The 14,007-nt window shown below is 66.4% G+C and carries 9 protein-coding genes; 7 read left to right on the top strand and 2 right to left on the bottom strand.

Translation table 11 applies throughout. From position 1 onward, the window contains the following. Positions 1-335: 335 nt before the first annotated feature. On the bottom strand, positions 336-1,346 hold the full coding sequence (locus tag KEC55_RS06515; RefSeq protein ID WP_282507206.1) for a zinc-binding dehydrogenase: 1,011 nt from the start codon (positions 1,344-1,346) through the stop codon (positions 336-338). Between the two features lie 342 nt (positions 1,347-1,688). Then, entirely contained in the window at positions 1,689-2,906 is a 1,218-nt protein-coding gene (gene wecB / locus KEC55_RS06510) for a non-hydrolyzing UDP-N-acetylglucosamine 2-epimerase (protein ID WP_176047031.1), read from the bottom strand. 1,197 nt (positions 2,907-4,103) lie between these two features. On the opposite strand from wecB, the gene KEC55_RS06505 reads away from it, so the two are divergent. The 7 genes from KEC55_RS06505 (at position 4,104) to glmS (ending at position 13,986) form a co-directional block, all read left to right on the top strand. Beyond that, positions 4,104-5,648: a glycosyltransferase family 2 protein gene (locus KEC55_RS06505; protein ID WP_282507205.1), complete on the top strand. Its 1,545-nt coding sequence runs from the start codon at positions 4,104-4,106 to the stop codon at positions 5,646-5,648. 3 nt (positions 5,649-5,651) lie between these two features. Then, positions 5,652-6,647 (top strand): polymer-forming cytoskeletal protein, encoded by a 996-nt coding sequence (locus KEC55_RS06500; RefSeq protein ID WP_282507204.1) that lies wholly within the window; start codon positions 5,652-5,654, stop codon positions 6,645-6,647. Positions 6,648-6,658: 11 nt separating this feature from the next. Next, positions 6,659-7,669 (top strand): YaiO family outer membrane beta-barrel protein, encoded by a 1,011-nt coding sequence (locus KEC55_RS06495; protein ID WP_282507203.1) that lies wholly within the window; start codon positions 6,659-6,661, stop codon positions 7,667-7,669. A gap of 13 nt (positions 7,670-7,682) precedes the next feature. Continuing rightward, complete coding sequence (locus tag KEC55_RS06490) at positions 7,683-8,453, top strand: hypothetical protein (protein ID WP_282507202.1); 771 nt, start codon at positions 7,683-7,685, stop codon at positions 8,451-8,453. Between the two features lie 335 nt (positions 8,454-8,788). Further along, entirely contained in the window at positions 8,789-10,939 is a 2,151-nt protein-coding gene (locus KEC55_RS06485) for a polysaccharide deacetylase family protein (protein ID WP_282507201.1), read from the top strand. Between the two features lie 92 nt (positions 10,940-11,031). Beyond that, a complete protein-coding gene (locus KEC55_RS06480; protein ID WP_282507200.1) occupies positions 11,032-12,120 on the top strand; it encodes a hypothetical protein in 1,089 nt (362 codons plus the stop codon). Positions 12,121-12,168: 48 nt separating this feature from the next. Then, on the top strand, positions 12,169-13,986 hold the full coding sequence (gene glmS / locus KEC55_RS06475; RefSeq protein ID WP_282507199.1) for a glutamine--fructose-6-phosphate transaminase (isomerizing): 1,818 nt from the start codon (positions 12,169-12,171) through the stop codon (positions 13,984-13,986). Positions 13,987-14,007: the final 21 nt, after the last annotated feature.

Genomic DNA, 14,007 nt, shown 5'->3' with positions numbered 1-14,007 from the left:
GCCTGGTGGACTGCTTCGCCGGAAGAACGGCGGTGGATCTGTTACCGGTGCCGATGACTGCCGGGCGCACGACGCCGGTCGAAAGCGGGCGCCCGCGGGTCCCGATTCTGCCCCACGCAAACCGTCACACAGGCAACGCGATCCTGTCGGTGCTGCCAGAAACGGCACCGCGGAACATCGTCGCCCGTGCGCGACGCCCCGTCCGGACGGCTGCGACATCGCCCGCGGCAGGCGGATTCGTATGGGGATTGAGCCGGGCTTCAACTTTAACCGATGCGCGGCGGTTTTGTGCCGGCGCGCCGGATGCGGCGCTTCACATGCACCGATCGCTTCCGTTACCCGACGAGCACCACCGGCTTGCCGGAAAACTGCCGCTGCCGGAGCCCTTCCAGTTGCCCGGGCAGCTGGGCGAAATCGCCCGTGACGCGTGCCTCGGGTTGCATCCGGCCGTTCGCGATGCTCGCCAGCAGCATGCTGCCCGCCGCTGTCGTTTCGAGCCACGCGGCGTCATCGCCGTACATGTGCAACGCATTCAATGCGACCTCGTGAAGCGACACGCTCGATGTGAACGGCGGTAGCGGCGGCGCATCGAAGCGCCCCTGAATGCAGACGATGTGCCCGTTGGCCGCAACCGCGGGCGCCCACCGGGCGGCGCTTTGCGCATCGACGCTGTCGAACACCGCGTAGAAGTGTCGTGCCGGTTCGTGCCCGGCGTCGACGGATCCCTCGGCCGAGCCCGGCAGGAAACGACTCGCACCTCGCGCGCGCAGCCGTTCCCAATGCCGCTCATGGCTCGACACCGACACCACGAAGCCACGATCGGCGGCGATCTGCACCAGGTAGTTGCCGACCGCGCCGCCGGCTCCGCTGACGAGGATGTCCCTCGACACGCGACACGGCACTTTCTCGAGCGCCTGCCACGCGGTCAGCGCCGGGCACGGAACGCTCGCCGCCGTCTCGAAATCGAGCGCCTCGGGCACCGTCAACAGCACGGACGCGGCGACCGGCGTGTATTCCGCGAAACTGCCGTGTTCGCCGAGCGCCTGATGATAGGCCACGCGGCGGCCGAGCAAGTGACGCATCGGCTCGCTCGCGACCGCGACCACCGTCCCCGCGCCGTCGACACCGGGCACGTGCCCGTGACGCCAGCTCACCAGTGCGCCGCCGAGCACTTTCCAGTCAACCGGATTGAGGCCGATCGCATGGTTGCGCACCAGCACCTGGCCCGGTTTCAGCGTCGGCATCGGCCGTTGTTCGAGATGCAGTTGCGCGGGATGCTCGCTGCCTTGCCAGGTCCATGCGTGATAGCGGGCCGGCAACGATGCTTGATGAGTGGATTGGGTCATGGAAATCGGCATGGTGTGGGACGCGATCGGCGGCGGCAGCGACGCCGCACCCGTGCGGCATGCGTCGCGACGGACGATCGACGACCGGAGGCATCGGATCCCCTGCATCGGGGCAGCCTGGACTTCAACGTGAATGTCGGCCGATGCGGGGCGGGTATCCGCTGAAGTATCCGTGCCCGGCGCCGTACCGGGAAAGGGAGATTCGACGAAAACACTTTTGAACCCGGCGGGAAAATTCGTTCCGGGTCGCGCAAATGCAGGGATCCGGCCGGCCTGACGGCCGAACCGGATCCTTGCGTGACGGCAACGAACGATACGGAAGACGCTGTCGCGTCTCCCGGCTCACGGCGACCGCAACGCCTGCAACCCCAGCGTGAGCGCGTTGAACGGCATCTCCGCGGCCCCCATCGAGAAGCTCGTCGTCTTCGTCGTCACGCCCGGCGTGCGCATCAGCGCGTGAACGATTCGCTCGCTCGCGTGACCGTCGCCATACGGATTGCTCGCGCGCGACATTTCCTCGTAGGCGCTCTCGCTGTCGAACAGGCGCGATGCCTCCCATACGATCCGCTCCTGGTCCGTGCCGACGAGCCGCGCGGTGCCGGCCTGGATCGCCTCGGGCCGCTCGGTCGTCTCGCGCGTGACGAGCACCGGCTTGCCGAGCGCCGGCCCCTCTTCCTGAATGCCGCCCGAGTCGGTGATGATGAAATGGGCGCGGGACATCAGGAATACGAACGACAGGTATTCCTGCGGTTCGATCAGGTAGATGTTTGGCACACCGCCGAGCCGCGCGCGCGCCGGCTCCCGCACGTTCGGATTCATGTGCAGCGGATAGACGAACTGCGCGTCGCGATAGCGGCCGGCGAGCGTACAGAGCGCCTCGCAGAAATGCTGGAACGGCTCACCGAAACTCTCGCGGCGATGGCCCGTGATCAGCACGACGCGCCGCGACGGCTCGAGAAACGGAAAATACGCGGCGACCTTGTCCGACAGCGTGGACGTGCGGTCCAGCATGCGCTTGACCTCGTGCAACGCATCGATCACGGTATTGCCGGTCAGCGAGACGCCGCTCCCCGGCACGCCCTCGCTGAGCAGGTTGTCGCGCGCCTGCCCCGTCGGCGCGAAATGCCACGACGACACCGCATCGGTCACGCGGCGATTCAGCTCCTCCGGCCACGGCGACCAGATGTCGCCGCTGCGCAACCCGGCCTCCACGTGCCCGACCGGCAGATAACGGTAGAACGCAGCAAGGCTGACCGCGAGCGTGGTGGTCGTATCGCCGTGCACCAGCACGACATCCGGACGCAAATCGTCGAAGACCATGCCGATCGCCTGAAGAATGCCGGTCGTCACATCGGTCAGCGTCTGGCTTTGCCGCATCAGGTTGAGATCGTAGTCGGGCTTGATGTCGAACAGCGTCAGCACCTGGTCGAGCATTTCCCGATGCTGCGCGGTCACGCACACCCGGGCGTCGACATCCGCCTGCGCCTTCAGCGCGCGAACCAGCGGCGCCATCTTGATGGCCTCCGGCCGAGTCCCGAACACAAGCAAGATCTTCTTCATCGTTATCCTCGTTTAGCCACTTCGCGCGGATGACCCTGCACGTGGCGCGAAGCATGTATTCAGGCGGCGCTTCCCGTACTCGCACGCGGTCGGCACGTAGCGATGTCGCGAGGCGAGCGCGCCGTCCTGTCCGCGCGGTCCTGGCCACGCGAATCGTCGTACTACCGGCGTCCCGTTGCACTGATCAGTCACGTCATGAGTCGTTCCTCGCTGTGTCGAGCGTCACGTCGGTTCGTCACGTTGCTTCCACACCAGCAATATTCAAACCAGCCGCACTGCAGCCGGGTCCGGTCTGCGCGACGCGCACCGCACACGCACGACGGGTTACGGAATGTTTCACAACTGCTACGGGCCGTCTCATCGACGAATCGGCACGACAACGATAAACAGCCGGCCGACCGAGCGATCCGTCTGACGACGTCGTCCGATGAATCGCGAATGCATGCCGTGCGCCGATGGCTCATCGAACTGCCTGCATCTTTCGAAACGCTTTGCGTCATCTCGATTCGGCACTTTTGTCAGTGCAGCGCGCGGCGTGCACATGGCGGCCGGCCACGGTCATGTGCGCACGGTTTCCCCAACACGAGGCGTCGCTTGCGTCGCACAAATCGATGCGCGGGAAATGTTGCGAATGTGTAACGCAGATCCGGCGCGTTCGGATACATCGGAGTCCGGTGCATTTGGTGCGGACCGCAGCGATCGCCGTTTCGGCCTCCGGGGCACCGCGCGCGAGGCGAACGACGCACGACGGCGCGTCTCGCCAGGCCGCATCGGACAAGGCGGCCGCGACTCGTTAGACAAACCGCCCGCCGTGTGACGTGCGCAAGATATGTCGCGGACTGCTCGGGGTCGAATGTCGTGCGCATCCGCTGATTCGTCAGTGAATCAAAACACGTCGCCGCGGCCCCGACCACGCGCGCACCGCGTGCCCGGCTCCTTGCTGCACGGGGCATTTCGGCCCATGGCTCACGCCTTGCTTAATGTCAGACAGGTGCGTCCCGAAGCACTCGCACGACAGCAACAGACAGACGGGGACGCCAAAGCAACGAAGCCGGGAGGCGACGCGACGCGTCCGCCGGGGCGAACGACATCCGCCCCTGCGCGACGAACGTGCGGCCGCGTCCCATTGACATCCGCGCGATCCACGGGCGCCTTCAGCTCTCATCGGTCATCGTCGCGGACACCGGGGACCAGGACATGAAGAAAGCGCGGATGGCGTCACTCTGCGAGCAAGGCATCCTGCTGCTGATCGTGCTTGCCTTCTCGCTGACCGTGCGCGACACCGCATCGCAGGCGATCGCCGAGCCGGCGCGAATCGCCATGCCCGCCGCAAACGCTGCGGTCGCGGTCGAACGCGCGGCCCTCGTCGGCGCCCCGCTCGCGCTCGCCGCACCGGCCTCGCCCGGTGCGGACGCGTCGCTCGAACCGCCGCCGGCCAGCGCGCCGGGCATCACGTTCGACCCCGACCTGCTGCTGATGCCCTGCGTCGCGTACCTGTGGCTGTTCACGCTGTTGACGTGCATCTATGCCGGACGGCATTACGTGTTCAGCCTCGACCGCCTGTTCAAGCCGCAATACGCGCCCTACCGGACGATTACCCACGGCGAATGGCCGCGGCTCACGGTGTTCGTCGCCGCCCACAACGAAGAAGCCGTCGTCGTCGATTGCCTGATGGCGCTGCTGGCGACGACCTACCCGCGCGACAGGCTGACGATCATTCCGGTCAACGACCGCTCGACCGACAACACCCGCGCGCTGATCGACGAGGTCCAGGCGCTCGCGCCCGACCTCATCCAGCCGTTTCACCGCGAGAACGGCAAGCCGGGCAAGGCGGCCGCACTGAAGGATGCGCTGCGCTTCATCCGCGGCGACATCATGGTGGTGTTCGACGCCGACTACCTGCCGCGTCCGGGGCTGCTGAAGGAACTCGTCGCACCGTTCTTCGATCCGGAAGTCGGCGCGGTGATGGGCCGCGTCGTACCGCAGAACGCCGACAGCAACCTGCTCGCGCGGCTGCTCGACCTCGAGCGCGCGGGCGGCTACCAGGTCAACCAGCAAGCCCGCAACAACCTCAACCTGGTACCGCAGTACGGCGGCACGGTCGGCGGCATCCGCAAGGGTGCGCTCGACGCGGTGGGTGGCTGGCGCGACGACACGCTCGCCGAGGACACCGACATGACCTATCGCCTGCTGCTGAGCGACTGGCGCACCGTCTACCTGAATCACGCCGAATGTTATGAGGAAGTGCCCGAGCGCTGGGCCGTGCGAGCGCGTCAATTGACGCGCTGGGCGAAAGGCCACAACCAGACGCTGCTGCGCTATCTGGTTCCGGTACTGCGCAATCCGCTGATCTCGCGGCGCTGCCGGCTGGACGGCGCGCTGCTGCTCGGCGTGTTCGTGATGCCCGCGCTCCTCGCAGTCGCATGGGGCGCCGCGCTCGCGCTGTACCTGTTCAACGGCGTCAACTCGACCGCGCTCGGCCTGATCGTGTCGCTGTTCGCGCTGTTCTCGTTCAGCACCTTCGGCAACTTCGGCGTGTTCTTCGAGATCGTCGTCGCGGCCCGGCTCGACGGCCGCGCGACGCGGCTGCGGCTCGTGCCGGTCAACGTCGTCGGCTTCTGCGTGACGATCGCGGCCGTCGTCTCCGCGCTATGGGGACTCACGCTCGACGCCGCATTCCGCCGCGAACTGAAATGGGACAAGACCGAGCGTTTTCGCCGGCAACTGAAACCGGAGCGATGATCGATGACGACCTTCAATGTGATGGTGCCGGTGGCCGGCGTGCTCAGCCTGCCGTTCCTGCCGATGCTGCATGAACTGATCCGGCGCAGCGACGTCGCGGCCCTGCCGATCGGCGACGGTCCGTTCGTCGATCAGGCATTGCTCGCCACGCGATGGCACGACGCACTGCGGGCATACGCGGCCGGCGAACCGCCGGCCGACCCGTCCGCCGCACCGCCCTGGCAAGCACTCGGGCTGGCCGTACAGCACGCCGACACGATCCACGTCGCGCACGACGAGCATCGCGACGGCGTGCTCCATGCCGATCGCACGATCACGCTCGACGGCGGCGCCCGCGCGGCGTACGCGTTCGCCGACGAGCGCATCGACATTCGCGCCGGCGCGACGATCGGCGCGCTTGCGCACGCACCGCGGATCGACGTCGACGGTGCGGTACTGCGCGGCGTCGTGGTCGGCGGCACGGTGCACCTGCACGGCGCCGGCGGTTTCGCGTCCCTGTACGGCGAACCGATCGTCTTCGGTGCCGCGCCGAGTGCGCGACCCGCCAGCGTGCCGGCGGCGCCGCGCCGCGCGATCTCGCTCACCCGCCACTTCGCGTCGCTGCCGCACCGCTTCCTGCACGGCCGCTACCTGGTGCATTGCGACGTTCGCCTGCCCGCGCACACGGTCGTGCAAGGCAACCTCATCGTCGACGGCACGCTCACGCTCGGCGAAGGCTGCGTGCTGCGCGGCAGCGTCAAGGCGCATCGCGTCGAACTCGAACGTCATGCGTTGCTGCACGGCGCCGTGTTCGCGCGCGACGACGTGCTGCTCGCGAACGCGAGCTGCATCGACGGCGTCGTGTCGGCCGGCGGCCTGCTGCGGCTGACCGGTGCGCGCATCGGTGTCGCCGGCCATCCTGTCAGCGCGTGCGCGCGCGATGTCTCGGTCGTCGGTCACGCATGCGTGCATGGCGACCTCGTCGCGTGGCGCAGCGGCTGGTTCCACGCATCCCGTTAAGGAGCGCCTTCATGTCCGATCGCCCCTGCCATCGCGGCCCGCGCGTGCCGGTTGCCACCCTCGCGGTGCTGTGCGGCGTCGCCTTCGGTACGCCACCGGTACTGGCGGCACTGCCGGACGACGCCGCCGCGCCGCCCGTGCAGTCGCCCGACGTTCCCACCGTCATCACGCCGCGGCCGCGCGACGAATCCACATTCGTACGCGTCAGCGCCGACGGCCTGCCGGACGGCGTGCCGCTCGCCGAGTTCACGCCTGACGATACGAACCGGCCGCCGCTGCCCGACGCAATCGTCACACATGTCCAGGCGCCGCAAGAAAAACATACCGAACTGTCGCTCGGCTATTCGAGCGCACACCTGACGCACGGCTACGGCGACTGGTACGGCGTGCATCTGCGCGGGGTCTATCAGGACGGCGGGCGTACCGTGCTCGGCGAGCTCGCGCAACTGCACCGCTTCGGCGAGAACACGCAGCTCGGCGCACTGACCTACGTGCAGGACTTCAACCCCGACTGGTTCGGCGGCATCGGCTTCGCCGGCACCACGTCAGGGACGATCCTGCCGAGCGCACGCGTCGACCTGTCGATCAATCGCAAGCTATTGTCGAATCGTTCGCTGGTCGTGTCGCTGGGCGCCGGCTACGCGTGGAACCGCAGCGGCCATCGAGACCAGCTCTATCACGCCGGCCTGATCTGGTACGCGCTGCCGAAATGGATCTTCGAGGCCGGCACGAACTACACGGTCGATTCGCCCGGATCGGTCAAGGCACCGGCCTATTACGGCGCCGTCACCTACGGCGAAGTCGGCAAGAGCGTGATCGTGCTGCGCGGCGGGTTCGGCCGCGAGGCCTATCAGGTCACTGGCTCCGGCTCGCAGATCGCCGATTTCCGCAGCCACGAGATCGACGCGAAATGGCGCTACTGGTTCACGCGCAAGTGGGGAACGCAGATCGAGTTCGACTACTATCACAACCCTTACTACTCACGGATCGGCGGCGAGCTGAGCGTGTTCTATCGCTGGTAGTCGGGCGGGCGCCATGCAGACGCACCCCGTCCGTCCTCCCGCCGACCGTTCGCTGCGGATTCATGCCTATCCGCAGCGCTGGCTGTCGTCGATCGCACTGCTGACGCCTGCGCTGTACGCGTTGCTGTGGGCCGACCTGCCGATCGCCTGGCGCTACTGGCGCGCGGTGATGACCTGGGGCGCGCACCAGATCGACCCGGCGCTCCACGTGATCGTGATCGGCTATCCGCCCGACGCGCCGCGCGTGCCGCTGCTGTCGATCGACATCGCCGCGCGCATGCCCGGCGGCGTGCTGCTGGCGTCCACCGCGGCGCTCTGCGCAATCGGCTTCGCCGCGTCCTTTGTGCGCCACAGGAATTGGCTGCCTGTTGCATATCTGTTACGAATTGCAAGCTTCACCCAGTTGCTGATTTGCGTCTATTTCTGGCTCGCGCCCGGCACGTTCCCGTATGTCCCGCTGCTGCATCTGCGCGACATGTTCGTGCTGCACGGCGCGGCGATCGCGATGATCCCGCTGGTGATGGCGGCGTTGTACTACCCGCTCGATTTCTCGCTGCTGCAGAAGGCCCTCGCATCGGTGCTGGTGCTCGGCTACTTCGTCTTCGCGCTGCCGTTCGTGATGCTGCTGCACGCGGTGATCATCCATCACGGCTCGCTGCTGTTTCTGCCGTTCTGCTATTTCCTGCTCGGCGGACCGCTGCTGATCGGCCTGCTGGTCACGCTCTACACCTACTGCGCGAGCTGGCCCGGTGCGCTGACGAACGGCTCCGATTCCGTCTGCTGATTTCGCTCGCAAACGCGCCGTATCAGCGATGAAACGAATCCATTGCGTTTGCCGCCATGCCGCGCGACTCGCGTCACATGAAGCCAGCAGGACCGGGCCTCCTGGGCAAATGGCACGTTGTTCGCTTCACTCAATACGTCGCATCGAGTCCTCTCGTCGACGACGACAGCGCGGCGTACCGACGCGTCTTGTTGGTCCGGCTGTCGTCGACAGGTGCCGCTCGATGTCCGACGCACCGGACAACCGCACACACCTACGGGGCAGGATTGGTCGACCTGGCGGCTCGCGTATCGCGACCGCCGCGCGCCCCCCATTCCTTGAGCGAGGAGTACACCATGTTGGCAAAGTCAGGCAAGTTCTTGCGGATCCTGTTCGCGTTGTTCGCGCTCGCGTTCGCATTCAGTCCGGGCGGCGTTCAGGCAGCCACCAACCAGCTCATCCTGCTGGTGCCGAATACGCTGACGTTGCCCGATCCGCGCGTGTCCGCATGGCTCGACACCGCACAGGAGGAAGGGCTGCAGATCACGGTGATGACCGACAGCCAGTTCATGGCGGCCGGCGCGTCGCTGTCGCAGTATCCCGGCCTGATCCTGCCCGACCAGGTGCATACGACGGCCGACGACACGCTCGTCACGGCGATCCAGAACTATGCGCTGAACGGCGGCAAGGTCATGCTCGTCTACGATTTCGGCGTGCTGAATTCGGCCGGCTTCTACGTGAGCCCGAAATCTCGTTTCAGCAACATGGTCGGTGTGGACTACGTACTGTATGACCAATTGGGCGGCAACATGATCGGTCTCGGCAACGTGACCGGCATGAGCAGCTGGCTGCGCACGCTCCAGGTGCCTCCCGGCAAGTCGATGACGTGGACCACGACGGCTTCGACCACGACGACCGCCAGCGTCATGGCCGCGGCGACCACCAGCAACGCGAAGACGAACAATTCGTCGAAGCAGACGACCGGCACCGCGCTCTATCTGTCCGGCAGCCCGTCGAACCCCGGCGGCCTCGCCAACTACAACCATGGCGCATGGTTCCAGTACGACACGTCGCCTTCAGGCAGCGGCGTGCTGAACCAGACGGCCCCGAAGCTGACCGGCGTTGCGAACGGCAAGCAGGTGAAGTCCGGCACGTATAGCGCCAACTCGCTCGTCAGCACGACGACCGGCAAGGCCGCCACCACGCTCGCGTCGACCATGGCGACGACCACCGACACGCTCGAAGGCATCTCCGGCTACGTGTACGGTTTCCTGACCTATCCGAGCTTCGTCACGCAGGGGACGTACACCGGCACGACGATCCTGACCTCGCCGACGTTCGGGCTGGTGTCCGGCTACAACACGTACGGCAACGGCGGCGTACTGTTCGTCAACCTGCCGCTCGCCTACCTCGACGGCCAGACCGACGGCATGCTGATTCACGGCTACCTGCATTATTTCGGCACGCAGATGCTGAACCTGCCGTCGCTGTCGCCGCTGCCGAAGGCGATGGCCGGGCTGGTGTTCAACTGGCACTTCTGCGCGGGCGACCAGATCCAGCCGGCGCTCCAGCTGAAGAACCTCGGCGTGTGGAACAACGGACCGTTCTCGCTCGTGATCACGGCCGGCCCCGACGAAGCGGCCTTCGGCGACGGCGACGGTGTGAACCTCGCCAACAACCCCACCGCGCTGAATCTCGTGAAGTATTTCCTGAGCAAGGGCCATCACGTCGGCAGCCACGGCGGCTGGATTCACGACTACTGGGGGGCAAATGCCAGCGAAACGAACGCGAGCACGTTCACGCAGTACCTGGTGATGAACCATCAGGCCATCCAGGCTGCGACGGGCCAGCCGGACGTCGAATACGCGGCGCCGGAAGGCAACACGCCGACCTGGTCGGTCAACTGGCTCGAAGCCAACGGCTTCAACGGGTACTACTTCACCGGCCACACCGGCTCGGCGCCGACCCGCGCATATCGCAACGGCGCGCTGCTGAACCCGGGCCTGTGGGCTTACCCGGTGATGCCGTTCGGCAAGTACGCGACGTTCGAGGAGTTCCAGCAGTATGCGGTTCCGACGAGCGACGTGAACAACTGGTACGCAGCCCTGATGAACTTCGTCGTCGCGAACCGCACGAGCCGGCTGATCTATGCGCACCCGCTTGGCGCGTCGTCCTATACGTCGACACTGTCGGCGATCTTCTCGCAGGCGAATACGCTGAAGCTGCTCGGTCAGTTCAAGTGGTACACGATGAGTGACATCACGATCTTCGATCGTGCACGCCTGAACGTCACGTGGACGGCTACCGACACGGGCAGCGGCTGGGCATTCGCCGCCAGCCACCCGACCAGCCTCGCGAACATGACCTGGCTGCTGCCGAAGAAGTCGTTCGCGCTGCCGTTGATCACGCAGGGTATCGGCAGTGTCGTCATCACCGATTCGACGTACTGGCTCGTCACCGCGAACAGCGGCACCAGCTTCAAGTTCTCCAGCGCCAAGGTGAACTGAGCCGAACCGTCGACACCCCCGCCGGCGCGCGACGCGGCCAACGCCGCGCCCGGCGGACATTGCGCAGGACCACCGCGCAGGAGCCCCCGATCATGAACCGGCCCGCGCTTTCCCCGGCCGCACGCGCACGCGTGGCGGCCATCGCCCGGCTATGCCGCCTGTGGTGCGTTGCCTGCTGTGTCTCGGCATCCGGCTTCGCGCTGCACGCGAGCGCCGCCGAACTCCAGCTCAACGGACTGTACCAGCGCCCCGACGGCGCGATCACCGTGCGCCTGAATGGCGCCGGTATCGATCCATATTTTGCGGCGAAGGCGTTACTCGCCGCCGCCGATGCCGGGCTTGACGCCCATCAGGCCGCACTCGCGTGGATCGCGTGGCTGCTGCCGCGTCAGCGCCCCGACGGTGGCTTCGATCGCTACTGCGTGAAGAGCGGCCAGTACAGCACATGCGCGGAGGCCGACGCCGACGACTCGATGATGGCGACGTGGATCGAATTGCTCTCCCGCTTCGCGCCGCCCGACGGGATGCCCGCCGCGTGGGAACTCAGCCTGAACCGCGCGGGCGCGCATCTCGACACGCTGCTCAGCAAGCCCGCCGGCGTCTATCAGATCTCGTCGACGCTGCACGTCGCGCTGCTGATGGACAACGTCGAGGTACACAGCGCGTTCCAGGCGCTCGCCGCGTACTACGTCCGGCATGCCGACTACTCGCACGCGGGCCCGTGGAGCCAGCGCGCCGACCGGCTCTCGTCCGCGATCCTGAAGGTGTTCTGGCGCGGCACGCAATCCGGCTTTCGCGCGAGCACGCAGCGCATCAGCGACACGAGCTTCTATCCGGCGAAAGTCGCACAGATCTTCCCGCTCCTGTCGGGGATTCAGGTTCCCGACCAGTCGAACGAGACGATCTACGCGCAATGGATGCAGAAATACGGCAAGACCTGGCTGCAACTGGCCGGCAGCGATTATCCATGGGGCTTGATTGCGCTGGTCGCATTCAAGATGAACGACTGGAGCACGGTCGCCTGCTGGCATGCGCGCTCGGGCCCGTACCGGCATGGCGCGCACTGGAACGTACTGGAGGAATCGCTTTATCTCGCATTCGAAAGCAGGATGGCCGACCCCGTCGCGCCCGCCCAGTGCGGCTTCACGACGGCGGAGGCGACGGAGACTGCGTCGCGCTGACACAGCGTGCATGCGGCCCAGGAGAATTTACAGGGAAGGAGACGTGTCATGTGTGGCATCGTCGGCGCGGTCGCGCAACGGGACATCGTCCCGATTCTGATTGAAGGTCTGCGCCGCCTCGAGTATCGCGGCTACGACTCATGTGGCGTGGCGACCGTCGTCGACGGCCAGGCGCGACGGGAGCGCAGCATGTCGCGCGTCGCCGATCTCGATGCGCACGTGCGCAGCGCCGGCCTGACCGGCAGCACCGGCATCGCCCACACGCGCTGGGCGACCCATGGCGCGCCCGCAACCTGCAACGCGCACCCGATCTTCTCTCGCGACGAGATCGCGCTCGTGCACAACGGCATCATCGAAAACCATGAAACGTTGCGCAAGCAACTGTCCGACGAACACTACGAATTCGACGGCCAGACCGACACCGAAGTCGTCGCCCACCTGATCCACAGCAAGTATCGCGGCGACCTGCTCACCGCCGTACGCGATGCGACGTCGCAGCTTCACGGCGCCTACGCGATCGCGGTGTTCAGCAAACACGAGCCGCAGCGGCTGATCGGCGCGCGGGCCGGCTCGCCGCTCGTCGTCGGCGTGAAGGATGGCGAATGCTTTCTCGCGTCCGATGCGCTCGCGCTTGCCGGCATCACCGACCGCTTCATCTTTCTCGAGGAAGGCGACATCGTCGAGTTGACGCCGGGTGGCGTGCGGGTGCTCGATCGCACCGGTGCGCCGATCGAGCGCGCGATACAGACCGTTTCGTCCGCACAGGGTGTGGTCGAACTCGGGCCGTACCGGCACTTCATGCAGAAGGAAATTTTCGAGCAACCGCAGGCCGTGGCCGCGACCATCCCGGACGCGGGGCTGTTCGATCCGGCCGTATTCGGCCCGGATGCCGCGCGCGCGTTCGAGCAGATCGACAACGTGCTGATTCTCGCGTGCGGCACGAGCCATTATTCCGGTCTGACCGCGCGCCGCTGGCTCGAAACGATCGCGCGCATACCCGCGCAGGTCGAGATTGCGAGCGAGTACCGTTACAGCGATGCGCTCGCGATGCCGAACACGCTGGTGGTCAGCGTGTCGCAATCCGGCGAGACCGCCGACACGCTCGCCGCGCTCAAGTACGCGCAGGCGCTCGGCCATATCGACACGCTGGCGATCTGCAACGTGCCGACCAGCGCGATGATGCGTCAGACCGGCCTGCGCTTCCTGACGCGGGCCGGCCCGGAAATCGGCGTCGCGTCGACCAAGGCGTTCACGACGCAGCTCGTCGCGCTATTCATTCTTGCCGTCACGCTCGGACGGCTGCGCGGCTACGTCGACGACGCGCAGCTCGCGCGCTACACGACGCAGCTGCGGCGGCTGCCCGGTGCGCTCGAAGACGTGCTCGGGCTGGAGCCGCAGATCGAGCGCTGGGCGGCGGAATTCTCGCAGCACGAAAACGCGCTGTTTCTCGGGCGCGGGCTGCACTACCCGATCGCGCTCGAAGGTGCGCTGAAGCTGAAGGAGATTTCGTATATCCACGCGGAAGCGTATCCGGCGGGTGAGCTGAAACACGGGCCGCTCGCACTCGTGACGCACACGATGCCGGTTGCGACGATCGCGCCGAACGACGCGTTGCTCGAAAAGCTCAAGTCGAACATGCAGGAAGTGCGGGCGCGTGGCGGGCAGCTTTACGTGTTCGCCGATGCGGATACGCGGATCGACAACGGCGAAGGCGTGTCCGTGCTGCGGATGCCGGATTACTACGGGCTGTTGTCGCCGATCCTGCACGTCGTGCCGTTGCAATTGCTCGCGTATCACGCGGCGTGCTTGCGCGGTGCGGATATCGACAAGCCGAGGAATCTGGCGAAATCGGTGACGGTGGAGTGATGTGCTTGCGTCACCCGGGCG

It is taken from the genome of Burkholderia cepacia (assembly GCF_029962485.1).
Taxonomy (GTDB): domain Bacteria; phylum Pseudomonadota; class Gammaproteobacteria; order Burkholderiales; family Burkholderiaceae; genus Burkholderia.
The sequence above is the reverse complement of the archived record's forward strand: the minus strand, read 5'-3'. Positions and strand labels throughout refer to the sequence as shown.